The 22,367-nt window shown below is 65.6% G+C and carries 26 protein-coding genes; 11 read left to right on the forward strand and 15 right to left on the reverse strand.

Features of this window, described 5'->3' with window-relative positions; translation table 11 throughout:
• Window position 1 precedes the first annotated feature (1 nt).
• On the reverse strand, window positions 2-283 hold the full coding sequence (locus IEY28_RS04000) for a MarR family transcriptional regulator (protein WP_188994738.1): 282 nt from the start codon (window positions 281-283) through the stop codon (window positions 2-4).
• Between the two features lie 165 nt (window positions 284-448).
• Window positions 449-991 (reverse strand): DUF7344 domain-containing protein, encoded by a 543-nt coding sequence (locus tag IEY28_RS04005; RefSeq protein WP_188994739.1) that lies wholly within the window; start codon window positions 989-991, stop codon window positions 449-451.
• 363 nt (window positions 992-1,354) lie between these two features.
• On the opposite strand from IEY28_RS04005, the gene IEY28_RS04010 reads away from it, so the two are divergent.
• From IEY28_RS04010 to IEY28_RS04025, 4 genes are all read left to right on the forward strand, one after another.
• Window positions 1,355-2,428 carry a DegT/DnrJ/EryC1/StrS family aminotransferase gene (locus tag IEY28_RS04010; protein WP_188995695.1) on the forward strand — a complete coding sequence of 358 codons (1,074 nt, stop codon included), beginning with the start codon at window positions 1,355-1,357 and terminating at the stop codon, window positions 2,426-2,428.
• Window positions 2,429-2,453: 25 nt separating this feature from the next.
• Window positions 2,454-3,455 (forward strand): Gfo/Idh/MocA family protein, encoded by a 1,002-nt coding sequence (locus IEY28_RS04015; protein WP_188994741.1) that lies wholly within the window; start codon window positions 2,454-2,456, stop codon window positions 3,453-3,455.
• Complete coding sequence (locus IEY28_RS04020; RefSeq protein ID WP_188994744.1) at window positions 3,436-4,806, forward strand: nucleotide sugar dehydrogenase; 1,371 nt, start codon at window positions 3,436-3,438, stop codon at window positions 4,804-4,806. The genes IEY28_RS04015 and IEY28_RS04020 overlap by 20 nt, the downstream gene beginning before the upstream one ends.
• 254 nt (window positions 4,807-5,060) lie before the next feature.
• Window positions 5,061-5,681, forward strand: a complete 621-nt coding sequence (locus IEY28_RS04025; protein ID WP_188994746.1) for a DUF7344 domain-containing protein — start codon at window positions 5,061-5,063, stop codon at window positions 5,679-5,681.
• A 507-nt stretch (window positions 5,682-6,188) separates the two neighbouring features.
• On the opposite strand, the gene IEY28_RS04030 is transcribed toward IEY28_RS04025, so the two are convergent.
• On the reverse strand, window positions 6,189-7,523 hold the full coding sequence (locus IEY28_RS04030; RefSeq protein ID WP_188994747.1) for a glycerate kinase type-2 family protein: 1,335 nt from the start codon (window positions 7,521-7,523) through the stop codon (window positions 6,189-6,191).
• 247 nt (window positions 7,524-7,770) lie between these two features.
• Here IEY28_RS04030 and IEY28_RS04035 point away from each other — a divergent pair, with 247 nt between their 5' ends.
• Window positions 7,771-9,210: a dihydrolipoyl dehydrogenase gene (locus IEY28_RS04035; protein ID WP_188994750.1), complete on the forward strand. Its 1,440-nt coding sequence runs from the start codon at window positions 7,771-7,773 to the stop codon at window positions 9,208-9,210.
• 8 nt (window positions 9,211-9,218) lie between these two features.
• Here the strand turns inward: IEY28_RS04035 and IEY28_RS04040 are convergent, their stop codons facing one another.
• Window positions 9,219-9,392: a DUF1059 domain-containing protein gene (locus IEY28_RS04040; RefSeq protein ID WP_188994752.1), complete on the reverse strand. Its 174-nt coding sequence runs from the start codon at window positions 9,390-9,392 to the stop codon at window positions 9,219-9,221.
• Window positions 9,393-9,576: 184 nt separating this feature from the next.
• Between IEY28_RS04040 and IEY28_RS04045 the strand changes: the two genes are divergently transcribed.
• Together IEY28_RS04045 and IEY28_RS04050 are read left to right on the forward strand one after the other, a co-directional pair.
• Window positions 9,577-9,828, forward strand: a complete 252-nt coding sequence (locus IEY28_RS04045) for a hypothetical protein (protein WP_188994754.1) — start codon at window positions 9,577-9,579, stop codon at window positions 9,826-9,828.
• A 577-nt stretch (window positions 9,829-10,405) separates the two neighbouring features.
• Window positions 10,406-10,783 (forward strand): Hsp20/alpha crystallin family protein, encoded by a 378-nt coding sequence (locus tag IEY28_RS04050; protein WP_188994756.1) that lies wholly within the window; start codon window positions 10,406-10,408, stop codon window positions 10,781-10,783.
• Here IEY28_RS04050 and IEY28_RS04055 read toward each other — a convergent pair whose 3' ends face one another.
• The 5 genes from IEY28_RS04055 to IEY28_RS04075 all read right to left on the reverse strand — a co-directional run bounded on the left by IEY28_RS04055 (window position 10,784) and on the right by IEY28_RS04075 (window position 13,486).
• Window positions 10,784-10,975 (reverse strand): cold-shock protein, encoded by a 192-nt coding sequence (locus IEY28_RS04055; RefSeq protein WP_188994758.1) that lies wholly within the window; start codon window positions 10,973-10,975, stop codon window positions 10,784-10,786.
• Window positions 10,976-11,120: 145 nt separating this feature from the next.
• The gene (locus IEY28_RS04060; RefSeq protein WP_188994760.1) at window positions 11,121-11,513 is read right to left on the reverse strand and encodes a secondary thiamine-phosphate synthase enzyme YjbQ; all 393 of its coding nucleotides are present in this window, start codon (window positions 11,511-11,513) and stop codon (window positions 11,121-11,123) included.
• Window positions 11,514-11,544: 31 nt separating this feature from the next.
• Window positions 11,545-12,540, reverse strand: a complete 996-nt coding sequence (locus tag IEY28_RS04065; protein ID WP_188994762.1) for a CapA family protein — start codon at window positions 12,538-12,540, stop codon at window positions 11,545-11,547.
• 17 nt (window positions 12,541-12,557) lie between these two features.
• Complete coding sequence (locus IEY28_RS04070) at window positions 12,558-13,010, reverse strand: DUF2267 domain-containing protein (RefSeq protein WP_188994764.1); 453 nt, start codon at window positions 13,008-13,010, stop codon at window positions 12,558-12,560.
• Window positions 13,011-13,060: 50 nt separating this feature from the next.
• Window positions 13,061-13,486 carry a universal stress protein gene (locus tag IEY28_RS04075; RefSeq protein WP_188994766.1) on the reverse strand — a complete coding sequence of 142 codons (426 nt, stop codon included), beginning with the start codon at window positions 13,484-13,486 and terminating at the stop codon, window positions 13,061-13,063.
• A gap of 122 nt (window positions 13,487-13,608) precedes the next feature.
• Here IEY28_RS04075 and IEY28_RS04080 point away from each other — a divergent pair, with 122 nt between their 5' ends.
• Complete coding sequence (locus IEY28_RS04080; protein WP_188994769.1) at window positions 13,609-14,133, forward strand: phosphopantetheine adenylyltransferase; 525 nt, start codon at window positions 13,609-13,611, stop codon at window positions 14,131-14,133.
• Window positions 14,134-14,158: 25 nt separating this feature from the next.
• Here IEY28_RS04080 and IEY28_RS04085 read toward each other — a convergent pair whose 3' ends face one another.
• Both IEY28_RS04085 and IEY28_RS04090 read right to left on the reverse strand, forming a co-directional pair.
• Window positions 14,159-14,581, reverse strand: a complete 423-nt coding sequence (locus IEY28_RS04085) for a CBS domain-containing protein (RefSeq protein ID WP_188994771.1) — start codon at window positions 14,579-14,581, stop codon at window positions 14,159-14,161.
• A gap of 63 nt (window positions 14,582-14,644) precedes the next feature.
• Window positions 14,645-14,905 carry a hypothetical protein gene (locus tag IEY28_RS04090; RefSeq protein WP_188994773.1) on the reverse strand — a complete coding sequence of 87 codons (261 nt, stop codon included), beginning with the start codon at window positions 14,903-14,905 and terminating at the stop codon, window positions 14,645-14,647.
• Window positions 14,906-15,152: 247 nt separating this feature from the next.
• On the opposite strand from IEY28_RS04090, the gene IEY28_RS04095 reads away from it, so the two are divergent.
• Window positions 15,153-15,842, forward strand: coding sequence for a plastocyanin/azurin family copper-binding protein (locus tag IEY28_RS04095; RefSeq protein WP_188994775.1), 690 nt, complete (start codon window positions 15,153-15,155; stop codon window positions 15,840-15,842).
• A 102-nt stretch (window positions 15,843-15,944) separates the two neighbouring features.
• On the opposite strand, the gene rdfA is transcribed toward IEY28_RS04095, so the two are convergent.
• The 3 genes from rdfA to IEY28_RS04110 all read right to left on the reverse strand — a co-directional run bounded on the left by rdfA (window position 15,945) and on the right by IEY28_RS04110 (window position 19,631).
• On the reverse strand, window positions 15,945-16,568 hold the full coding sequence (rdfA, locus tag IEY28_RS04100; RefSeq protein WP_188994777.1) for a rod-determining factor RdfA: 624 nt from the start codon (window positions 16,566-16,568) through the stop codon (window positions 15,945-15,947).
• Window positions 16,569-16,613: 45 nt separating this feature from the next.
• A complete protein-coding gene (locus IEY28_RS04105) occupies window positions 16,614-18,575 on the reverse strand; it encodes an archaea-specific SMC-related protein (RefSeq protein ID WP_188994779.1) in 1,962 nt (653 codons plus the stop codon).
• Between the two features lie 273 nt (window positions 18,576-18,848).
• The gene (locus tag IEY28_RS04110) at window positions 18,849-19,631 is read right to left on the reverse strand and encodes a hydroxypyruvate isomerase family protein (protein ID WP_188994781.1); all 783 of its coding nucleotides are present in this window, start codon (window positions 19,629-19,631) and stop codon (window positions 18,849-18,851) included.
• A 226-nt stretch (window positions 19,632-19,857) separates the two neighbouring features.
• On the opposite strand from IEY28_RS04110, the gene IEY28_RS04115 reads away from it, so the two are divergent.
• The gene (locus IEY28_RS04115) at window positions 19,858-20,928 is read left to right on the forward strand and encodes a 2,3-butanediol dehydrogenase (RefSeq protein ID WP_188994783.1); all 1,071 of its coding nucleotides are present in this window, start codon (window positions 19,858-19,860) and stop codon (window positions 20,926-20,928) included.
• Between the two features lie 42 nt (window positions 20,929-20,970).
• The gene (locus IEY28_RS04120; RefSeq protein WP_188994785.1) at window positions 20,971-21,408 is read left to right on the forward strand and encodes a universal stress protein; all 438 of its coding nucleotides are present in this window, start codon (window positions 20,971-20,973) and stop codon (window positions 21,406-21,408) included.
• A gap of 141 nt (window positions 21,409-21,549) precedes the next feature.
• Here IEY28_RS04120 and IEY28_RS04125 read toward each other — a convergent pair whose 3' ends face one another.
• Entirely contained in the window at window positions 21,550-22,350 is an 801-nt protein-coding gene (locus tag IEY28_RS04125) for an ATP-binding cassette domain-containing protein (protein WP_188994787.1), read from the reverse strand.
• Window positions 22,351-22,367 lie beyond the last annotated feature (17 nt).

Genomic DNA, 22,367 nt, shown 5'->3' on the forward strand with positions numbered 1-22,367 from the left:
CTCACAGCATGTTCTCTGTCTCGATGGTGGTCCAGACGTCGAGCCCCGGGTCCGTGATACCGTAGACCCGCCCCTTCCGTCGGTCTTCGGAGACGAGCAGCGTGACGAGACCGGCGTCCCGTAGCTCTTGAAGCGCCCGGGAGACGTGTGCGATGCTGAGTTCAGTCTCGTCTGCGATGAGCGACGGCGTCGCCGGTCCCTCTGCCAATCGACGGAGCGTCTCGACGCGGTACCGGGAGCTTATCACGTAGCTGACCTCGTCCCACGGGTCCGACTCAGTCATCGGGACGCACCCCGTTGGTCGCCACCGGATCCCCGGTCGGCGACGGCAGAACCGGCGGGACGTGCTCTCGGGACGCTGTTCGTCTGGTTCGGTCGGGTCCGTACGGTCGTCCAATCGCGTCGATTGCCGCGTGTGACCCGGTCTGGTGTGTGGTGTATCGTGCCATTACTGTTCTCTGAGTTCGGGGGGACGGGCGGTACTGCGCCGTCTGTGGTCGGCGTACTGTGCGACTGTGACCGAGAGGAAAACGAGGACGACGACGCTGCCGAGCGTGTGCGGCGACAGCCCCGTCAGCACGCCGACGTCGGCGGCCGAGGCGAGGAAGGCGGTCCCGGCGACGAGCGAGACGATGCCGTTGAGTCGCGGCCAGTGTACCGCGGGCGGGACCGAACCGAGATAGCGGTCGATCTCGCCTGTCGCGTCCGTCTCGGCGACCGACCGCGCCTCCTCGTCGTACTCGACGAACCCGGTAGCTTCCAGTTTCGGGATGTGTGACTGGTACAGGGAGACGTAGACGCGTTTCTCCTCGGTCGCGCTTATCTCCGACGGCGGGACGTCGTCCTCGTACGCACCGATAAGCCGGGCGAGGCGCGTTACCTTCATGGGAGACTCGGACTGCCTGAGCGTCGCGAGGATGAAGCGGCGACGGCTGTTGCTCAGCACCTCGAAGACGGTATCGCGTGATATCCGCTGGTGCTGTCCTGTCATCACTCCCTCCGGGCTTGACGACGTCGAGGGCTCGGGCGTCTGGGTCGTGAGGCCACTGTTGAGAGACCATCACAGGCACCGACCTTTGTTACGTATCACATATCATACGGAGTTCGCTCGGTATCCCGGGCGAAACGAGTGGGTAGCCACGTAGTATCCAGCCCTTCTCGGCGGCGGATACGGTCACCCCCGGGCCCGAGTGAAGTCTGCACCTTCGTGACACAGGGCGCGCATAACAATGACTTCACTTTGCCTGCCGCAAACCGTGATAGCTGTACAATCGAAGCTGACCGAGCGGCGTCGGCACTGGTCGCCTGTTGGCGGTGAGCGGACGTGACCGACGCCCGATCGATCGACACCGGGATGTCGATAGCTGCACCGGACGTCGGTGAGGCCGAGTTGCGCCGTATTCGGTCCGTGTTGCAGTCCGGCCAGTTGAGCGGCGGCGACGAGGTAGACGCCTTCGGCGAGGAGTTCGCGACGTACTGTACAGTTGCACACGGCGTGCCGACGAGTAACGGTACGACGGCGCTCCACGCGGCCCTCGAAGCCCTCGGTGTCGGTGACGGCGACACCGTCGTGACCACGCCGTTTTCGTTCGTCGCGACGGCGAACGCGGTCAGACACGTCGGAGCGACGCCGGTGTTCGCCGACGTCGACCCGCAGACGTACAACTTGGACCCCGCGAGCGTCGCGACGACGGCCGAAGCGGTCGACGGCGTCGACGCCATCCTCGCCGTCCACCTCTATGGCTGTCCCGCTCCGATGGCGGAGTTGCGGGCCATCGCCGACCGACACGACGCCGTCCTCATCGAAGACGCCTGTCAGGCCCACGGGGCGACCTACCGCGGCGACCCCGTCGGGAGCCTCGGCGACGCCGCCTGCTTCAGTTTCTACCCGACGAAGAACATGACCACCGGGGAGGGCGGTATCGTGGTCACCGACGACGACGCCGTCGCGGACCGCCTCCGGCAGTTCATCGACCACGGCCGCGACGACGACGGCAACCACGCCACCGTCGGCCACAACTTCCGGATGACGGACGTGTGTGCGGCTATCGGGCGAGTGCAACTGGAGAAACTCGACGCGTACGTCGCGGCGAGACGCGACCACGCCGCGGCGTTCGACGACGCTGTCGAGGACACCGACCTCGTCGCGCCCGTCGAACCGGACGACTGTCGACACTCCTATCACCAGTACACGGTCCGCTGTGCCGACCGGGACGCTTTGCGGGCCCACCTCGACGACTACGGCGTGCCCTCTACCGTGTACTACCCGACGCCGATTCACGAGGAACCGGCCTACGACGACGTGGACGCGTCGCTCCCGGAGGCGGAACGGGCCGCCGAGGAGGTGCTGTCGCTCCCTGTACACCCCGGCCTGTCGTCACGGGACGTTCGCGCTATCACCCTCGCTCTCACCGAACTCAGACAATGATTATCGCCCTCAGAGAGGTCCCACGATGAACAGCACAGAACCACTCGCCGCTGGCGTCGTCGGCGTCGGAAGCATGGGGACACATCACGCCCGCGTGTACAACGAGATACCGGGCGTCGACCTCGTCGGCGTCGCGGACGCCGACCCCGTCTCCGCCGCCGAGACGGCCGCGGAGTACGGTACGTCCGTCGCCGACCCCTCCGATCTGCTGCAGGTCGTCGACCTCGTCTCCGTCGCCGTCCCGACGCGGTTCCACTACGACGTCGCGATGGAGGCAATCGAGGCGGGCGTCTCGGTCCTCATCGAGAAACCGTTCGTCCGTGACCTACAGAACGGACAGGAACTCATCGACCGCGCCGCGGAGGTGGGCGTCACGTTACAGGTCGGCCACATCGAGCGCTTCAATCCCGTCGTCGACGTGTTGCAGGACGTCCTCGCGGACGTCGAACCGATCGCCGCCTCCGCGCGCAGACTCGGACCCCCCGTCTCCCGGGACGTGAACGACGACGTGGTGATGGACCTGATGATACACGACATCGACGTGGTCTGTTCGCTGTTCGACGACGAGGTAGTGGGCGTGACGGCCGTCGGGGCTTGCGACGGGGACTACGCCGACGCGCAGATGGAGTTCGCGGGCGGGACCGTCTGCTCGCTGACCGCGAGTCGAATCACCCAAGAGCGCATCCGCGACCTCTCCGTGACGACCCGCGAGTGTCACGTCGCCGTCGACTTCATGGACCAGTCGATGCGCATCTACCGCCACTCCGATCCCTCCTACCACACCGAGAACGGCGACGTTCGGTACACGCAGGAGAGCATCATCGAACGGCCGGCCGTCGAGAGCGACGAACCGCTCAAGCGGGAACTCCGGTCGTTCGTCGAGTGCGTCAGCGACGGCACCACGCCGCGCATCACCGGCGAAGACGGGCTCCGGGCACTGTCGATAGCCCGCGACATCAGCGACGTCGCGTCCTCTCGGAGTCTGGGTCTGGAGGAGGTGAGTATCAGTGACTGCAGTACGACCTGAGCGCCCGCTGTACGCCGCCGACAGCGCTGACCGGGCGCTCCAGGAGGCGTTCGTCGAGGGCGCGTTTCCGGTCGCGGTCTACGGCCTCGGGAAGATGGGGCTCCCGCTTGCGGCCGTCTTCGCCGACCTCACCGGGAACGTCACCGGCGTCGACATCGACCCCGACGTCGTTTCCGCCGTCCAGCGTGGCGAGTCGCCGGTCGAGGGCGAACCGGGGCTCGCGGAGTTGGTCGCCGAGACGACCGCGGACGGGTCGCTCCGGGCGACGAGCGACCCTGCCGGCGCGGCCGCCGACGCACGGTTACACGTCGTCATCGTTCCGACGCTGTTGGACGAGACGAAGGATCCGGACCTCTCGGCGCTGCTTGCGGCCGTCGACGCCATCGCTGAAGGGCTCTCACACGGTGACCTCGTGGTCGTCGAATCGACGGTTCCCCCGGGGACCACTCGCGACGTGGTCGCGCCGCGACTCGCCGAGCGGAGCGGACTGGACCCCGGCGAGTTCGGCGTCGCGTTCTGTCCGGAACGGACGGCCAGCGGTCGCGCGCTCGAAGACATCCGCGGCGCGTATCCGAAAGTCGTCGGCGGCGTCGACGCCGAGAGCGAACGCGTCGCGAGTCTGCTCTACGACGAGGTGACGAGCAACGAGGTCGTCCGGGCGGGCGACGCGACGACCGCCGAGTGCGTGAAAGTGTTCGAGGGCATCTACCGCGACGTCAACATCGCGCTGGCGAACGAACTCGCACGCGTGGTCGACCCACTCGACGTCGACGTGAGCCGGGCCATCGAGGTGGCCAACACGCAACCGTTCTGTGACATCCACGATCCGGGGCCCGGCGTCGGCGGGCACTGCATCCCGCTGTACCCGCACTTTCTCACGTCGCAGGTCGAGACGGACCTCCCGCTGATAGAGACCAGTCGCTCCGTCAACGACGCGATGCCGGCCTTCGTCACGAGTTCGGTCGTGCAGCTGCTCGGTGACCGCGGCCTCGACGTCGCGGACGCCGACGTGTTGTTGCTCGGGGTCGCCTACCGCGCGGGCGTCGACGAGACGCGAAAGGCACCGGCCAGTCAAATCGCGCGCTACCTCTCGAAACTCGGTGCGTCCGTCTACGCGACAGACCCCGTGGTCGACGTCGGCGACGTCCAGGACCTAACCGCGACTCCGCTCGCACACGACGACATCGAATCGACCGCACCGCGGTTCGACGCGGTCGTCCTCGTCACGGCCCACGAGGCCTACGACACGATAGCGTACGACGCGTTCGAGAACGGTATCGTGGTCGACACGCGCGACGTCGTCGAAAACGCGTCGATACCCGTTTACACCATCGGACGCGGGCGTTCGTAGCGCGATTCGCCAGCGAACTGGCAATCGGCCACTACCACAGTATAGTGGGTGTGTTCTCGACGCGTAACGTACCCCACAATCTATCAGATATAATAAGTAACAAAGTATTAAGTGCCAAAAGCGTGTGTCATTTGACACGCTCTTGGGTTCGGACGGGCGCAACTGTCGCGGCTACATCTGGGGGTGTGGCCAGCGCACTGCCGTCGGCGTGGCTGACACCGCCGCCCGTTTGCCGGACCGAGGAGGGCTTCAACATGAGCACGCAGGACCAACCCACCACCGGCGCTGGCATAGAGGATCCGACTCCCGACGACACCGCATCAGTGGAGACAGCGGCGAGCGACACCGAGACCGAACAGAGCGAACCAGACGACTTATCGCTGGATTTGATATTCGAGATTCTGAAGAACAGTCGGCGACGCGAAGTACTTCACTACCTCCGCGATCTCGACTCCGACGAGCGCGTCGCGCTCGGGAAACTGGCCGAACACGTCGCTGCGATAGAGAACGACACGACGATGGACGCGCTGACGTCGAGCCAGCGCAAACGTGTCTACGTCGGTCTCTACCAGTGCCATCTCCCGAAGATGGACGACATGGGCGTCGTCGACTTCAATCAGGACCGCGGCCACGTGGCGCTGGCACCGGCCGCAGAACACCTGATGGAGTATCTGGATCGGCCGAGCGACGAGGCCGTCGTCGACTGGCACCACTACTACGCCGTCGTCTCCGGTATCGGCATCGCCATCCTCGGACTATCGGCCATCGTGGGATTCACCGACGGCGTGTTGCTGACGCTGCTGGGCCTGGTAGTGGCGACGTTCGCGTTCTGTTCCGGCGTTCACTGGTTAGTCGACACCCGAACCGACGACTGACGACGCCGCTCGTTACTGCATCGGGACACTCACTTCTCGTCGGTCTCCGATCGGAGCGGCCGTACACGTCGACGCGAGAGGGTGGTCGACGACCGGTTCGTCGGTCACTTGACAGCGTAACCGGCGACACGGGAAGACGCGTCTCGCCGGGCAGTCGAATCGGAGTGAAGACGGGGTCGGCCAGCCGGGTTGTACGGGTCGGATGGGGTACACGGGTAGGCTAGCCGACCCCTCGGTGGTCTGCGTCGGACACAAGTGGGTTGGTGTACCTTCGGATGGTGTTTGCAGGTACGCCGACTGATAGCGCACCGTCACAACGGCGCGACATCGTGCCGGCACCAGAGGCGATGGGAGCCATCGGTATTGTTAAAATCTCCTTACAACCGGTCGACTCGATGGCTGTGGCTCGGTATCGAAGCCCGAGCGGGGAGTGGTCGATCGCCGACCCGTCTCGTGGTAGGTGGTGCTTACGAACGGTTGTGAACGATGCGCCGCCGGCGTGATCACTCATGGCTCAGGAATTACCACAACCACAACGTCGTTGACGTTTGTTCCAGTCGGCCCAGTGTAGAGCGTCGCCGCGACGCCGTCGAGATAGCCCCCAGCGTCGTGCCCACGTAACGCCTCGTTCGCGCGGCGGCGCTCGCCGTCGGGCACCGTCTCGCTGTCTACCATCGCGCCCGCGGCGTCGGAACTCCCGTCTTCGCCGTCCGTGTCGACGGCGGCGAACACCGCCGGCCCGTCCAGTTCGAGCGCTACGGCGAGTGCGAGTTCCTGGTTCGGGCCGCCACGGCCGCCCCCGCCGTCGATGGTGACCGTCGTCTCGCCGCCGGCGACGACCACGGCCGGCGGTGACACCGGGTTCCCCGTCGCGGCTATCTCCTCGGCGACCGAGAGCACCGTCGGGCCGACGTGGCGCGCGGGCCCGCGCAGCCGCGAGGTCAACAAGAGCGGATCGTAACCGGCGTCCGCGGCCGCCGCTGCCGCCGATTCAAGCGCTTCCGAGTTCGTCCCGACGAGGTGTGTCTCGGCCCTGTCGAACGCCGCGTCGCCGACGCCGGGCGTCTCCCGAACGTCGCCCGCCGCGCCGGCCTCCAGGTGCGTCCTGACGGCAGCGGGTACGGCTACGTCGTAGCGGTCGAGTACGTCGAGCGTGTCCGCGTACGTCGTCTCGTCGGGGACGGTCGGCCCGCTCCCGACGACGGACAGGTCGTTTCCCACCACGTCGCTGAGCGCGAACGTGACGACGGTCGCGGGCGCGGCGAGGCGAGCGAGTTGGCCGCCCTTGATGGCCGAGAGGTGCTTGCGGACGGCGTTGACGGCCTCGATTGGCGCACCGCTTTCGAGCAGTCCGGTCGTCGTCGCCCGGAGGTCCGCAAGCGAGAGGTCGCCCGCCGGCGCTGTCAACAGCGCGCTCGCCCCGCCGGTCACGACGAACAGGACGAGCGTCGACGCGTCGGCGGCCCGAACCGTCTCTAAGACCGCCGCTGTCGCCGTGACGGTCCGCTCTGACGGGACGGGATGGTCGCCGACGCGGACCGAGACGGTATCGAGCGTGTCGGGGTGTTCGGCCACGACCACACCGCCCGTGAGTCGGTCGTCGAGGACCTCCGTTATCACCCGCGCGACGCCGACGCTCGCCTTTCCGCCGCCGACGACGACCACCTCGCGATACGCAGTCAGGTCGTACTCGCTGTCGCCGACACGAAGCGTCTCGCCGTCTCTCGCGACCGCTTCCCGGGCCGCTCGGTCCGGCGCGGCCGCCTCGATGGCCGCTTCGAGACAGTCCAGCGCGACGGCGTGGTGGGGCGTCCGTGACAACGACGACCGGTCGTCGAACATACACGAGCGTGGGACGCCACCGTCAAAAATCTGTATCAGGTCCGGGGTTCGACGTGCTGGTTCGGATGGCAGGGTCACCGGGTCGTCGGTCGGCTTCGCGTCGACGAGTCCCCTCGCGCGACCACGTGACGGTCGCGTCCGCTGGCACGTCGGCGACGGCGCCCCCGAGGTACGGGCTCGATAGTCGACAGCGCCGACCGGTGCCGACGGGACAGACATTGATAGTGTGTGGCAAACAATCAACGGTATGGAAACGTTCGACTTCGTGGTCGTCGGGTCCGGGTCCGGTCTCAGCGTGGCGAGCGTGGCGGCCGACCGGGGCCAGTCCGTCGCCGTCGTCGAGAAGGGACCGCTGGGCGGGACCTGTCTCAACCGTGGCTGTATCCCCTCGAAGATGCTGCTGTACCACGCCGACGTCGTGGAGACGGTCCGCCGCGCCGACGAGTTCCACGTCGACGCGACGGTCGACGGCGTCGACTTCGAGACAATCGTCAGGGAGGTGAACGAGACGGTCGGCGAGGACGCGGCGGCCATCCGCCGGGGCCTGCGCCACTCGGACCAGCACACGCTGTTCGAAGGCGAGGGCCGGTTCGTCGACGAGCGAACGATAGCGATAGTCGACGGGACCGACACTGGGACCCGACTCCGGGGCGAGACGGTCCTGCTAGCCGCGGGCACCAGACCGTCGATACCGCCCATCGACGGTATCGAGGACGTGGACTACCTGACGAGTACCGACGCGCTCCGGCTAGAGACGCCGCCGGACCATCTGCTCGTCGTCGGCGGCGGCTACATCGCCGCCGAACTCGGCCACTTCTTCGGAACGTTCGGCAGCGACGTGACTATCGTCGGCCGCCGCCCGCATCTGCTTCCGGAGGCCGACGAACAGGTGGCAGCGTGGTTCACCGACCGCTACGCCGACCGCTTCACCGTCCACACGGGTCACGCGGCGACGGCCGTCTCACAGTCCGACGGCGAGGTGACGCTGACGGCCCGGCCCTTCGAGTACGGCCCCGACGGCGAATCGGGGAGCGTCGAGGAGAGCGCCGACCCGGTGACAGCGACCGGCGACGCGTTGCTTCTCGCGGCCGGTCGGCGGCCCAACACGGACATCTTGAACGTCGACGCCGCCGGCGTCGAGGTGGACGACGACGGCTTCGTCGAGACGGACGAGTACCTCCGGACCACCGCCGACGGCGTCTGGGCGCTGGGCGACGTCGTCGGCGAGTACCTCCTGAAACACAGCGCCAACCACGAGGCGCGAGCGGTCATCCGCAACCTGTTCGGCGAGGACCGCTCGCCCGTCGACTACACCGCGATGCCGTTCGCCGTGTTCGCCTCGCCGGAGGTGGCCGGCGTCGGCGACCGTGAGTCGGACCTCCGGGCCGCGAATAGGGAGTACGCCACCTCGACGTACCGATACGAGGACACCGCCCGCGGTAACGCGATGAAAGCCGAGGGGCTCGTGAAGGCACTCGTCGCGCCGGACGGTGAGATACTGGGGACACACGTCGTCGGCCCGGACGCCTCGGCGCTGATTCAGGAAGTCGTCGTCGCGATGAAGGCCGGGTCCGGGACGGTGAGTGACATCCGCGAGTCAGTCCACGTCCACCCGGCCTTGCCCGAGGTGGTCCAGCGTGCGTTCGCCGGGCCGTTTACGCACGGCGGTCACGACCACCACGGGTAGCGTCGGTGTCACCCGGCGTCAGCAGTGACGTCGACGTTCTCTATCCCGTCCCGAACGTCGTTTTCGCCGACGGTCATGTCGTGTTTCTCGCCGGCGTGGTTCTGTACTAGCTCCACGACTTCGTCCTCGCTCTCCGACCGGACCATGAAGTCACAGGCGCTACAGCTATATTGGTGTGCCATCGGATATCACCAGAGGTACCTCTGGTGCTGTGTTCGTCGGTGTGACGTGGTAATAGTATAGCGGTGCTACCGCGTCCCACAGTGTCGTCGTCGGCGACAAGTTGGACTTTCAGGTGGCGAACGGAGTCGTCGCGACGGTTCCCGGTGGGTACCCACGACAACACGACGGTCGCCGGCCACAGCCGTGACAGCGCACCACCATCGTGGTGCTGGGGCGTCTCTATCCGCGTATTCGGGCGATACCAAAGAGCGGCGTGACGAGGACGAGCGAGAGCGGGAACCGGACGAGGAACTGGAAGAACGAGCGGCACCGGAACGACGCGAGGAAAAGCGGCGGCAGAACGCGCGGCCGACGAGTGAACCGACAGCCGACCGGTACCAGCCCCGGCGCGTCCGCTCGGACGAGTGTGGGTCGGCGGTGCAGTACACACGCTGACTGCGCCGCCCGGAAGGCGGTGGCACACACGGACCGGTGACTCCCAGACACACGGCCCGGTCTTGGGTTCGGACGTGCACCACTGCGCTCCGCTTTGGCCGTCGAGACTCGCTTCCGACCTGGGTCGCGAGTGTCGGTATCGTCGCGTCGTGGCCGAGGTCAGGACCAGTGGAGGCCTCGACCAGGACTGCGACGGATTCACTTTGTACAGTCACTCATATGAGCATACGCGAATTACTTCCTTCGAAGGTCCGGTAAGGGAATGTAATCGGCGGCGTTCGAGGCCGCTTGACGAGGTAAGTCGGCGTTTGCCGGGCGTGGAGTGCCACGGGACCAGTGTGGTCCGACTCCGGCGTGCCGGCGGCCGAAAACGTCGGTAAACGGCGTCTTCGCCACGTGGCCGCACGGTGTCACTTCGGACCGTGTGCGGACTCGTCGGGAGTGTCGGCGTCGGGGGGCGTGGACGCTACAGAACGGGCGCACCATCCCGTCGACGGCGGGTGGACGGCCACTGAGCGTCCGCTTCGTCGCCACGCTTATCGTTAAGACGCTCCGATCCCTCTACCTACGTGCCAGCATGACGCCACGACGAGAGACCAGTCCGTCCCGGCGACGGGCGACCACGAGACCACCGACGGCCGGCGTCCCCTTCCCGGTAGACGTCGTCGACCACGGCGACGAGTACTTCGTCGCCGCCGAACTGCCCGGTATCAGGAAACAGGACGTCGACGTCACCGTCTGGCGGAACCGGGTCCGCATCGTCGCCGACGCCGACGGCGACGTGACAGAGGGGACGTATCTCCGGCGCGAGCGGGGACTGCCCGGCCGAAGCAGAGTCGTTCACCTCCCCGAAGAGGTGGAACACGACGCCGTCGAGGCCTCCTACGACGAGGACGGCGTCCTTCGACTGACGCTACGGAAGCGAACGCGACGACGGCGCGTCGACGTGTCGTGACTAGACGCGCCGGAGGTTGGCGGCACGCGGGCCCCGGTCGCCCTGTTCGACGTCGAACTTGACCGCCTCGCCTTCAGTGAGGTCCGGATCGATGGCCGACCGATGGAAGAAAACGTCCTCCTCGCGTGCCTCGGTTTCGATGAATCCGTACCCCTCCTCGTCGTGGACGAACCTGACGGTACCTGTCGGCATGGCTCGTAGTTGGGCCGGGCCGTCCCTAAGTCTATGCCTCGGGCGCCTCCGGGTCGCTCTCGTTCAGTCGTTCGACGACGCCGCGTGTGCCGTCGACGCGTACGCGGTCACCCGTATGGCGATAGGTACGGCCAACCGGCGCTCGCTACGACGGCGTCGTCGTCACGTCCACTGTGCGCGTACGCGGACCGTCACACTCCACGAACAGGACGGACTGCCACGTGCCGAGTGCGAGGTCACCGTCACGCACCGGGACGGAGACGCTGGACCCGAGGAGCATCGCTCGCAGGTGGGCGTCGGCGTTGCCGTCGAGTCTGTCGTGGCTGTACTGCTCGTCTGCCGGCACGAGGCGTTCGAGCGCGTCTTCGAGGTCGGTAAGCAGTCGTTGCTCGCGTTCGTTGACGCAGACACCGGCGGTCGTGTGGCGGACGAACACCGTACAGACGCCTTCTGCAACGTCGTCCGGGACGGCCGCGGCCACGTCGTCGGTGACGTCGACCACCGTGACGCGTTCGTCAGTGTCTAGCTGGAGACGCATGGTCACCGATAGACGACCCCCGATGATGAAGCTAACCGCCGAGCGCACAGACGAGCGCCTCGCCGGCCCGGTCGAAGGCGGTGCCGAACGGTTCGGACAGGGAACGCATTCGCTCGCGACTCCACGACGCCGCCTCGTCGCTGGCCTCGTGGACCGCGAAGTCGGCTATCTCGGTCGGGTACAGACGGAGTTCGGCGGGACTCCCCGACGGCGTCAGCGATAGCTCGAACAGGAAACTTCGGTCGTTTCGCCGTGACGGGTCGACGGCGTAATCGTCGACGAAGTCGCCCGTGTCGTAGAGAATCGGACGGCCGTCGTACACCTCGACCCCCTGGAAGACGTGGGCGCTGTGGCCGTGGATTACGTCGACACCGTCGTCGACGAGCCAGTGGGCGAACTGCTGGAACGCTTCGGGGGGCTCCGTCTCCATGTTCGGCCCCCAGTGCAGGGAGACAATCAGCAGGTCCGGGTCCCGGGAGCGCGCCTGTCCGAGCGCCGTCTCGACGGTCCGGCGCGTCTCGGCGTCGTCGACGTCTATCTCGACGTAGGCCGTCCCGGGCGTGGTCGCCGTCGCTGCGTACTCGGGCGTGTTGTCGGTCAGGGAGACGACGGCGACGGTGCGGTCACCGACGGGGAAGAACGCGGGTTCGAGTGCAGCCGATTCGGTCCGACCGGCGCCGGCGTGGGGGATACCTGCGTCGTCCAGCTCGTCGAGCGTGTCGAGGAGCGCCGGTTCCTCGTAGTCGAGGACGTGATTGTTCGCCAGCGCACAGCAGTCCACGCCCGCGGCCTCCAGCGCGGGAACCGCCCAGTCCGGCGTCGCTCGGAAGTGGAACGTCCGCCGAGTGCGACGCCACTGTTGCCCGCGCGCCGAGAGACAACACTCGAGATTGATACAGAGGCCGTCGAGGGTCTGTAGCCGGTCCAGCATATCGCCCCACACCGCCCCCGGCACCCGGGCCAGTTGCTGTTCGTCGACGAGACGGCCGAGCATTACGTCGCCGGTCAGACCGAGTCGAAGCGTCATGGACCCGAGTATCCACGTTACTCCTGTGGCCCGCCGCCGGTCTGGGCCTCCTGTGCGTCACCCCACCCGCCGGCGTCGACGACTTCGAACAGGTTGCCCCAGCCTTCGTCGTCGTCGCTCTCGGGGAGTTGGTCGCGGAGTTGCCGGAAGTCCGACGGCGGCACGACCGACTCGACGAGGTCGACGACGACCCGCGCGTGGTACGCGGCGTCCGCCCGGTCTACGTTCTCGATGTCGCTGACCCGCGTGACGAACTCGGCCCAGTCGAACCGCTGGCCGTGTTCGTGGACGGCGCCGGTCATGTACCAGCGTATCTCCATCGGGAGCGATGCGGCCAAATCCTCGGCGGCGCCCGCCGGGATGCGCTCGCCGAGCGTCAGCAGCGTCGCCCGAATCGCTCGAAGGGTCCGGCCCGTATCGGGTAGTTCCAGTCGGTGCTGTATCGTTCCGGTGAACTCGTCGAACTCCATACCGTTGAATCAACGACACGACAGGTAATCAATGGAGTGGGTCCCCAGACTCAGGGTTGCGGTGCCACTTCGACGATTATCACCTCGCGGTCGGCTTGCTCGGTGACTCTCCGGCCGACGCCGGAGAAGTGTTCTTCGTGTGAACCGTGTTCGCCGATGACGATAATGTCGGCGTCCACCTCGTCGGCGTAGTCGAGGATAACGTCCTGCGGCAGGCCGTGGCGAGTCGTCCCCTCCACCTCCACGCCGGTGTCTTCGGCCATCTCGCGCACGTCGGCGACGCACATGTGGGCGTGGTCCTCGGCGAAGATGGTCGCCAGCTCGGCCGAACTGAGCGCCGGTTCGTTGAACCGCCGTTCGTCGACGACGCAGATGACGTGCAATCGCGCTCCCTCTTCGGCCGCGATGTCGATGGCGCGTTCGGCGGCCACACGAGCGTACTCGCTCCCATCCGTAGCTAACAGGATACTCTCCATAGTCGAACTTCGCGCCGACGATAGTTATAATTATGTCACTTCTGTGCGGTGCTCCAGTCCGGCCCTGCTGGCGCCGCTGGGAGCCCCGTACTTATACCACGGTGGCGGTCGAACGCCTGTCCATGTCCGACACAGACCGCATCGCCATCCTCGGTGGGACGTTCACCCCGCTACACAACGGCCACCGTGCGCTCCTCCACAGCGCTTTTCAAACAGCGAGTCACGACGGCGAGGGCGACGGCCACGTCATCGTCGGCCTCACCTCCACCGACCTCGCCAGTGAGACGCGGAGCGACCCCGCACACGCCGAACTCCTCGGGTCGTTCGACGACCGGCAAGACGCCCTCACGGCGACGCTGGACCGGGTCGGGGACGCGTACACGGCGGGCCACGAGATCGTGAAGATTACCGACACCTTCGGCCCGGCCGCGACGCGAGAAGACGCCGACGCACTCGTCGTCGCACCGGAGGGCAAGGCCCAGCGACGGGCCCACGAACTCAACGACGTGCGAATCGAACGCGGGTATCGACCGCTCGAGATCCACACCTCCCCGTTCGTCGTCGCCGAGGACGGCAAGCGAATTAGTAGCACCCGGATTCGAAACGGTGAGATAGACGTCCACGGCCAGTTGCTGGACGGCGACTGAGGAATCGCAGTGCCGACGGCTCGACTCAGTAGGGCGGCGACTCCGCCTCGATGACGCCGGCGAGGTTGTCCAGTTCGTCGGTGAGCAACACGACGAGGTCGTCGAGCGTCACGATCCCCGTGAGGTTTCCCTCCCCGTCGACTATCGGCATCCTGCGGACGGCGTGTTCGAACATCGCCGCCGTCGCCTCGAAGACGCCCGCGTCGGTGTGAATCGTCGCTGGCGTTTCGGTCATGACCGCTTCGGCGGTGACGTCGGCCGGGTCGGCGCGCGGTTCGACGACGTGGAGTGTCAGGTCTCGATCGGTGACGATACCGACTGGGTGCCGGTCCTCGACGACGACGACGCTCCCGACGTCCTCTTCTTTCATCACCGTGGCGAGGTTTCCGGTGGTCTGGTCGCGCTGTGCGGTCATTACCGCCGTTCGTGCGATGTCTTGGACAGTCATGACGTTCCGATAACACGTTACCCCGCATACGTAATAAGCGTACGTCTCCCCCCGGGAGAGCGGTCAGTCCGAGGACATATCGGTCTCCGGGTCAGCGAACGTCTCGCCGAGGCCGTCGTCTCTGATCATGGCCGAGACGGACTCCGAGAGCGTCTGTGACCGACCGTCGGCCTCGAACGTGATCTCTCGGGACACCGAAGCGCTCCGTGCCTGCTCTTCGACCAGTTCGTCGGTGCCGGTCACCTTCACGAAGATGGCTTCTAGATGGTCGTGCTGGGTCGTTTCGCCACTATCTCGTTTCGAGGGCGACTGCCTGTTACTCATCGGTCACCACCCGACGCTCTCCACCACTGCCGTTCCATGTTATCATACAACATATTTCGCGGCACACGGGACCGCGTATTTAGTATGTACCGCCCACATCCTGCTAGGAACGACCTATCCCTCGCGCTCTCGGCAGCTATCACCGTAGCGAGCACGTACTCGGCCGATATAGGCCTTCTAAACCCGTTTTCTGCCCGTCTCGGTAACGGTCACAGGTGGTTTTGTCGCTGGAACCGAAAGCTGTCGTATGGGACGTGTCCACGATTCACCACAGGTGACTCGACGAGGCCTCCTGCGCGGTATCACTGTAGCCGGCGGCGTCGGGTCCGCATCTACGGCCGGGTCGGCACAGACGGACGAGACTGGCACTCGGGGTGGTACCGAGACGCCGACGGGGAACGCTACAGCGACCGCGGGTCCACAGACGGGTGACGAAACGACGGATAGCGGGGGCGGCACGGTCACCGTCGCGATGACGGACGACCTCGTGTTCGACCCCGACGAAACGACCGTCGAACCCGGTACCACCGTCGTCTGGGAGAACGTCGGTGACATCGGCCACACCGTTACCGCCTACGGGGACGAAATTCCCGACGAAGCCGACTTCTTCGCGTCGGGTGGCGCATCGGGCGAGGAGGCGGCCCGGTCAGCCTACCCCGATCAGGGGAACGTCCCCGGTGGTGAGGCGTTCGAGCACACGTTCGACGTCCCCGGCGAGTACGGATACTTTTGTATCCCCCACGAAGGCGCTGGCATGGTCGCTACCCTCACCGTCGGTACGGCGGGCGACGGCGGTGGTGGCAGTGGACCTGACGGCGTCCCACAGGTTCCCGAATCAGTGCGGACTCTCGCCATCGGTGCGACGGCACTCGCACTACTGGTCGTCGGGTTTGCGTTCTTCTTTCTCAAGTACGGTGGCGACTACGGCGACGGCTGAGTTCCCACGGCAGTCACTCGTCTCAGACGGCACTATCGCCGTCCGACGAGTAATCTCTCAGTCGCGTTCTTTAAGCACAACATACCGGCCGACGACAGCCTGCTATGCAGTGTCCATGAGACAGTCACAGCCACCGTTGTCGATGAACTCCGTGACGGCGTACTGCGTACCACACCGTTGACAGAGAATCTGCGCGTCGACGAACACCTCGAACTCCTCGACGGCGATGCGGTCGGTGTCCCGTAGCTTCTCGATGCGGTCTTCGGTCACCGAGAGCGTCCGGGTCAGTAACCGCTGGATGCTCTCGCGGTCGTTCGCCCGCTTTTCCTCGTCGGAGGGTTTTTGATACTCGGCACCCCGCCACTCCTTGAGGTACGAGCGAATCGCCTGATAGGTGACGAAGTCCCGTTCGAGCGACTCGACGTCGAGTCCCTCTCGCTCGAGTCTGGTCCGGGTGTCCGTCCGGACCCCCGTGCTGACGTCGTCGGCCGTGAGGTTCCGGTAGGTCGTCTCCACGTCACTGTCGAGGGCGGCCTGTCCCGCGTCTCTGAGCGCCTGTTCGAGGAGTTGCTTGTTGAAGTAGTCGGCGAGGTCCCTGAGACTCATCCGCTCGTAGCCGTCGCCGGTCCACCGTAGCTCTAATTCCGCCCCCATCTCGTCGAGGCCGTACTCGTCGAGGAGCCGCGCCACCTTACTCGACGGGCGGTCGTCAGTGCTTGAACTCATTCTCTATCTCCCCTTTCGCAACTGGGCGTAAAAAGGCTACTGGGCTCAGATGGTGGTGACGCGAGCGTAGTCGTCGTCGAGGGCCTGCGCGTCCTCTTCGAGCAGCGCGATGACGAGGAAGTCCGCGGCGTCGGCGAAGTAGTCGACGAGCGCGGCGATTCGATCGGCGTCGATGGCCTCGAGCGAGTCCAGCAGCATGAACGGCACCGTCTCGTGGAGGTCGTGGACGAGGTAGCCGGCCAGCGCGAAGATGAGGCCCACGACTTCTCGTTCGCTCTCGCTTAGGTGGTCGATGGTGTCCTCGTAGGCCGCCCCGTTCTCCGTGGTCCGGACGATGTGGAGTTCGAAGGCGCTCTTATCGACCTTTCGCCGCCCCTCTCGGACCGTGCGTTCGATGCGTTCTATCCAGACGCGGTCTAAGTTCTCGTACCCGAGGATGTCGAGCACGGCGTCCATGTGCTCGTTGAACGCCTCGACGGCTTCGGTCTCTATCTGGCCGACCTTCGTGCGCTTGTCGGTGAGTTCGTCGACGAGTTCGTCGCGCTCCTCGCGGAGGTCCTCGGCGCGTTCGACCATCGCCTCTATCTCCGCTATCTCCTCGCTGACGTCGTCGAGGTCGGATTCGAGACGGTCGATGTCGAACTCTAGCTGGTTGGCCTCGCGGTGGAGGTCGAGGATGTCCTCGAAGTCCTCCGACTCGAGTTCTTCGACGGCCGACTCCAGCGTTTCGACCTCGTCGGTGAGTTCTTCGCGCTGGTCCTTGAGCGAGTCGATCTGCTCGGTCCGCTGTTCGAGTTCGTCTTCGACGTCGTTTAGTTTCCGTTCGACCTCCTCACGTCGGCGCTGTTTCTGCTCGGCCTCGCGCTTGTCGCTTTTGAGATCTTCGAGGTCGCTCTTTATCTCCGAGAGATCGCTCAGTTTCTCCTCCCGGAGGCTCTGGAGGCGGTCGACGGTGTCCTCGATCTGTTCGCGTTCGACCGAGGAGCCACAGGTCCAGCAGACGACCGTCTCGTCGTCGTCTTCGAGGAGCTGTTCCGTGACGGACCCGTTTGCGGTCTCGTCGCCGCCGTCTTCGAGCGTCCCGAGGACCTCGTAGTCCTCGGATTCGAGGCGTTCCTCGTTGTACTGGATCAGGCTCTGGAGGTCCGAGATGTCGTTGTTGAGGGTCTGTCGCTTTCCTCGGAGCCGTTCGATTTCGCTCTCTAAGTGTTCCATGTCCCCCATCGGGGTCTCGGGCAGGTCCGCCAGTTCGTCGGAGAGCTCACTCCGTTCCTGCTTGAGCGAACGGATGCTCGTTTCACGGGACTCTATCTTCTGGCGGAGGGATTCGAGGTCCGACCGGGTACTGCGCAGGTCGTCGAGTCGCTCTTCGAGTTTCTCCTGTTCCCGACGGCTCTCTTGGATGTCGTGACTGCTCTCGTCTATCTCCTCTTCTTTCTCGGCGAGTTCCTCGCGCTTGTCCGCTATCTGTTCGCGCAGGGAGTTCCGCCGCTGTTCGAGGTCCGGAAGGTCCCGTTTTCTGGACTCGATCGTCGCGAGTTCGTCGTTGATGTCGTCTTTTTCCGTTTCGAGGCGCTGTATCTCCTCTTTGATGGCCTCGGTGTCGACCGGGCGCATGATGACGTCGCGGAGGTCGTCGCCGCGGGCGACGGACTGTCTGGCCTCGTTGGTCTCGAGGAGGAACGCAAAGAGGTCCGCGACCTCGGAGTCGTCGAGGTAACTCTCGCCCGAGAACTGCACGCTGTCGCCGGCACGCTTCAGCGTGCGCTCGTACACTTCGTCCTCGTACTCGAACGTGACGCGCCCCTCGTCGGCGTCGCCCTTGAGCGTCGCCTGACGGCTTCCCATCGCAGCCATGATCGACTGGAGGAACGACGTTCTGTTCGTCGCGTTCTTGCCCGAGAGGATGGTTACTCCGGGCGAGATGTCGAGTTCGGCTTCGTCTATTCCGCCGACGTTCTCGACGGAAAACCGTGCCGAGTTAGTAACTTCTTCTGGGGTCGACATACACCGACTCTAACGTTGTAGTGTAATAAATCTTCTCTGTTAGCCCACTTCCGAGCGCTCAGACGGCTCCGCCGATAGCCGACGGACGATTTGGATAACACACGTACTATTGTGATTCTTCATCCCCGGTGACCGCGCTTATCTCACCGCTGAACGCGGGCGGACAATCGGAAACCCGAGGCGTCGACGCACAACCGGGAACGGGACGGCCGGGGGCCGTCCGACCGGCTCTTCCAGCGTTGCGGGGCGCTCGTCGTCTTAGTAATACACTGCTTACGAGACGTCCCGGCCCGGTCGTCGCTCTCCCAGCGAGAGGCCGGCGCGAATCGCACTTTCGGGGTCCGCTCGGGCCCGGTACTCGAATCCGACGTAGCCGTCGAATCCCGCCTCGTCGACAGCGTCGAGGATGTTCGGGTAGTTGAGTTCTCCCGTCCCCGGTTCGTACCGACCGGGCACGTCTGCGATGTGGACGTGGCCGATGTCCTCGACGTTCTCCGTCATCGTTTCGATGATGTTGCCTTCGGTCACCTGCTGGTGGTAGACGTCGTACAGGAGGGCGACTGCGGGGCTGTCGACGGACCGCACGACGTCGAACCCGACGTCGGCCGCTTCGAGGAAGTAGCCGGGATGGTCGACGGCGGTGTTCAGCGGTTCGAGGACCAGCGTGACGCCCGCGTCCTCGGCGGTCGGTGCGGCGGCACGCAACCCCTCGGCGACCAGTTCGCGCTGTCGCTCCTCGGTCACGCCCGGTTGGTCGTCGCCGGTGAGGACGAAGAGGGTCGGACAGTCGAGACGCTCGGCGACCGCGACCGACCGCTCTATCTCCGTGACCGTCTCGTCGAGTCGGTCTGGGTCGGTTAGCGGGCCCTCGGTGCCGACCATCCCGACGAGGTCGAGGTCGGTCGACGCCAGCGTCCGCTCGACCGCGTCGAGGTTCTTGTCCGCCCACGTCCAGAACTCCACGGCTTCGGCACCGAGGGACGCGACCGGCTGAAACCGGTCGATAAATGGGCGGTCGGTGTACAGCATCTCGAGGCAGACCGAAAACGGGAGCATCAACGCGCCCTCCCCGGGGTCCGCGTCGGCCGCGGCTGCCCGCTCGAATCGTCGCTCTCACCGGTCGGAAGTCGTGGAACCATCGTGACACCTACACGTTCAGCGGCGGTCGACAATAGTGTTCGGACGCGTTCGCTCGTAGGCAGCGGGGCGGGAGAACGCTTTTGTCGACCGCTGGCGAACGTTCTGGTAGTGCCTTGCGAGGGCATACAACACGAATCCAGCCATGAAAGCAGCAGTGTACTACGGTCCGGGAGACGTCCGCGTCGAAGACGTACCGACCGACGACGTCGGCCCGGACGACGTCCGCATCGACGTCGCGTGGTGTGGCATCTGTGGTACCGACTTACACGAGTACCTCGGGGGGCCGATTTTCACGCCCGCAGCGCCCCATCCACGGACCGGCGAGTCACTGCCGGTGACCATCGGTCACGAGTTCTCCGGCGTCGTCTCCGAGGTCGGTGAGGACGTGACGAGACTCTCCGAGGGCGCCCGTGTCGTCGTCGAGCCGAACATCCCGTGTCACGACTGCTACTACTGCGAGGAAGGGCACCACAACCGCTGTGAGAACGCCGCCGCTATCGGCCTCCAGACAGACACGGGCGGGTTCGCGGAGAACGTCGTCGTCCCCGAACCGCAGGTCCACGAACTCCCCGGCGACGTATCGCTGAAAGACGGCGCACTGGTCGAACCGCTGGCGGTCGGCCTCCACGCCGTCCGCCGGGCGAACCTGCGCCCCGGCGACACCGCCGCCGTGTTCGGGGCCGGCCCCATCGGCCTCACGGCGGTCCACGCCGCCCTCGACGCCGGCGTGAAACGGCTGTTCGTCTCCGAACCGCAGGACGGTCGACGGGCTATCGCGGACCGACTGGGGGCCGACGTGACGATAGACCCGACCACCGCGGACCCCGTCGAGCGCATTCGGGCCGAGACGGCGGGCGGCGTCGACCACGCCTTCGAGTACGCGGGCGTCGACCCCTCCTTCAACGCGGCGCTCCGGAGCACCCGCCGCGGCGGCGTCGTCACCGTCGGGGCCGTCTTCGAGGAGACGACGGAGACGGACCTAAAGGAGGTCGTCACCACCGAGCGAACGGTACAGGGGAGTCAGACCTACGCCTATCCCCCGCTGTCACACCGCGGCGAGTTCGACGCCGTCATCCGGTCGCTGGCCGCCGGCGACGTCGATACGGACGCGTTCGTCTCGGCGACTATCGACCTCGACGACATCGTTCCGGCGGGGTTCGACGCCATCACGGACGAGTCGACGGACCTCGTGAAGGTCCTCGTCGAGCCCTGACCGGCACGTGGGTTTTTGCGTTGCTGGCCCGTCTAGTCGGATATGACGCGTGCGCTCGTCGTCGTCGAACCGGAGCAACAAGTACTCGAACTGCTCGACGTCGCCACCGACTTCGCCCGCGGGTCGGGCAGCGAACTGCTACTGTTTCACGTCACGGACACCTTCGACAGCGGCGCCGTCCGTGACAAGATGCGCGAGTTGACCGGCGTCGACCACAACTATCGGGCCGGCATCGAGGGTGCGGAGTCGTTCGCGACGTACCTCGGTGAGGCGCTTCTCCCCGAGGACGTTCGCTTCAGCGTCGAGGGGGCGTTCGGGAACTCGGCGGACCGAATCGTCGCCGCCACCGAGGAGTTCGACTGTGACCACGTGTTCCTCACCGGCCGGCAACGGACGCCGACCGGCAAGGCCGTCTTCGGCGACACGACACAGGACGTGATTCTAAGCGTCGACGTACCGGTGACGCTCGTGATGGGCTGATACTGGTGGCTGTAACAAACTGCAGTACTTCGCCACCCCGGGGTGGCGAATATCTGTACGAACTTACAGCCACCAGTATGAGTAGGGGCCTGCCGTCGAGAGCGGTGGCCGGACGATTCGGCGACGGACCTATCGGCCCGCTCAGGCGTGGGCTTCGGTGTCACCCGTCGTGTCCTGAATGCTGGCGGGCATCTCGCCGGAGACCATCATCTGGACGATGTCCTCTTTGGTCACGCGGTCGGTGTCGACGGTGCCGACGAGGTCGCCGCTGTCGAGGATAGTCACGCGGTCGGTGAGCGCGAACACCTCGTCCATGTTGTGCGTGATGAGCAGCACCGTGATGCCCTCGTCGTTGAGCGTCTGGATGAGGTCACGGACCCGTCGGGCGGAGTCAGCAGAGAGGGCGGAGGTCGGTTCGTCCATGATGACGAGGTCCGGGTCGGTGACGAGCGACCGTGCGATGGCGACGGCCTGCCGCTCACCGCCGGAGAGAAACTCGACGCGCGCCGTCGGGTCGATTTCGAGGTTCAGACGGCTCCGGATTATCTCTTCAGCCTGTTCGTTCATCGTCTCCCAGTCGACCACCGAGATGCCGGCGTAGCGCTTCATCGGGTTGCGCGCGAGGAACATGTTGGCCGACACCGAGAGGGTGTCGACGAGCGCGAGGTCCTGATACACCGTCGAGATACCGTACTTCCGGGCCTCTTTGGGATTCGAGATGTGGACCTGCTCGCCGCGGATGAACACCTCGCCGGCGTCGGGTTGGTGGACGCCGACGAGCGTCTTGATGAGCGTGGACTTGCCCGACCCGTTGTCACCGAGCAGCCCCATTATCTCGCCCTCCCGCACTTCGAGGTCGACGCCGTTCAGCGCCACGACGCGGCCGAAGTGTTTCTCGATGCCGCGCATTTCGATGAGGTTCGTCGTGCCACTCTCTGACATAGACAATAATAATCAGC

Origin of the sequence: Haloarcula pellucida (genome assembly GCF_014647235.1) — an archaeon.
In the GTDB taxonomy this organism is placed as follows: Archaea; Halobacteriota; Halobacteria; order Halobacteriales; family Haloarculaceae; genus Haloarcula; species Haloarcula pellucida.

Bases quoted from the DNA above. Each gene is read 5' to 3' on its own strand.
- IEY28_RS04000 (WP_188994738.1), bottom strand. From the start codon at position 283: ATGACTGAGTCGGACCCGTGGGACGAGGTCAGCTACGTGATAAGCTCC.
- IEY28_RS04005 (WP_188994739.1), bottom strand. From the start codon at position 991: ATGACAGGACAGCACCAGCGGATATCACGCGATACCGTCTTCGAGGTG.
- IEY28_RS04010 (WP_188995695.1), top strand. From the start codon at position 1,355: ATGTCGATAGCTGCACCGGACGTCGGTGAGGCCGAGTTGCGCCGTATT.
- IEY28_RS04015 (WP_188994741.1), top strand. From the start codon at position 2,454: ATGAACAGCACAGAACCACTCGCCGCTGGCGTCGTCGGCGTCGGAAGC.
- IEY28_RS04025 (WP_188994746.1), top strand. From the start codon at position 5,061: ATGAGCACGCAGGACCAACCCACCACCGGCGCTGGCATAGAGGATCCG.
- IEY28_RS04030 (WP_188994747.1), bottom strand. From the start codon at position 7,523: ATGTTCGACGACCGGTCGTCGTTGTCACGGACGCCCCACCACGCCGTC.
- IEY28_RS04035 (WP_188994750.1), top strand. From the start codon at position 7,771: ATGGAAACGTTCGACTTCGTGGTCGTCGGGTCCGGGTCCGGTCTCAGC.
- IEY28_RS04040 (WP_188994752.1), bottom strand. From the start codon at position 9,392: ATGGCACACCAATATAGCTGTAGCGCCTGTGACTTCATGGTCCGGTCG.
- IEY28_RS04050 (WP_188994756.1), top strand. From the start codon at position 10,406: ATGACGCCACGACGAGAGACCAGTCCGTCCCGGCGACGGGCGACCACG.
- IEY28_RS04055 (WP_188994758.1), bottom strand. From the start codon at position 10,975: ATGCCGACAGGTACCGTCAGGTTCGTCCACGACGAGGAGGGGTACGGA.
- IEY28_RS04060 (WP_188994760.1), bottom strand. From the start codon at position 11,513: ATGCGTCTCCAGCTAGACACTGACGAACGCGTCACGGTGGTCGACGTC.
- IEY28_RS04065 (WP_188994762.1), bottom strand. From the start codon at position 12,540: ATGACGCTTCGACTCGGTCTGACCGGCGACGTAATGCTCGGCCGTCTC.
- IEY28_RS04070 (WP_188994764.1), bottom strand. From the start codon at position 13,010: ATGGAGTTCGACGAGTTCACCGGAACGATACAGCACCGACTGGAACTA.
- IEY28_RS04075 (WP_188994766.1), bottom strand. From the start codon at position 13,486: ATGGAGAGTATCCTGTTAGCTACGGATGGGAGCGAGTACGCTCGTGTG.
- IEY28_RS04080 (WP_188994769.1), top strand. From the start codon at position 13,609: ATGTCCGACACAGACCGCATCGCCATCCTCGGTGGGACGTTCACCCCG.
- IEY28_RS04085 (WP_188994771.1), bottom strand. From the start codon at position 14,581: ATGACTGTCCAAGACATCGCACGAACGGCGGTAATGACCGCACAGCGC.
- IEY28_RS04090 (WP_188994773.1), bottom strand. From the start codon at position 14,905: ATGAGTAACAGGCAGTCGCCCTCGAAACGAGATAGTGGCGAAACGACC.
- IEY28_RS04095 (WP_188994775.1), top strand. From the start codon at position 15,153: ATGGGACGTGTCCACGATTCACCACAGGTGACTCGACGAGGCCTCCTG.
- rdfA (WP_188994777.1), bottom strand. From the start codon at position 16,568: ATGAGTTCAAGCACTGACGACCGCCCGTCGAGTAAGGTGGCGCGGCTC.
- IEY28_RS04105 (WP_188994779.1), bottom strand. From the start codon at position 18,575: ATGTCGACCCCAGAAGAAGTTACTAACTCGGCACGGTTTTCCGTCGAG.
- IEY28_RS04110 (WP_188994781.1), bottom strand. From the start codon at position 19,631: ATGCTCCCGTTTTCGGTCTGCCTCGAGATGCTGTACACCGACCGCCCA.
- IEY28_RS04115 (WP_188994783.1), top strand. From the start codon at position 19,858: ATGAAAGCAGCAGTGTACTACGGTCCGGGAGACGTCCGCGTCGAAGAC.
- IEY28_RS04120 (WP_188994785.1), top strand. From the start codon at position 20,971: ATGACGCGTGCGCTCGTCGTCGTCGAACCGGAGCAACAAGTACTCGAA.
- IEY28_RS04125 (WP_188994787.1), bottom strand. From the start codon at position 22,350: ATGTCAGAGAGTGGCACGACGAACCTCATCGAAATGCGCGGCATCGAG.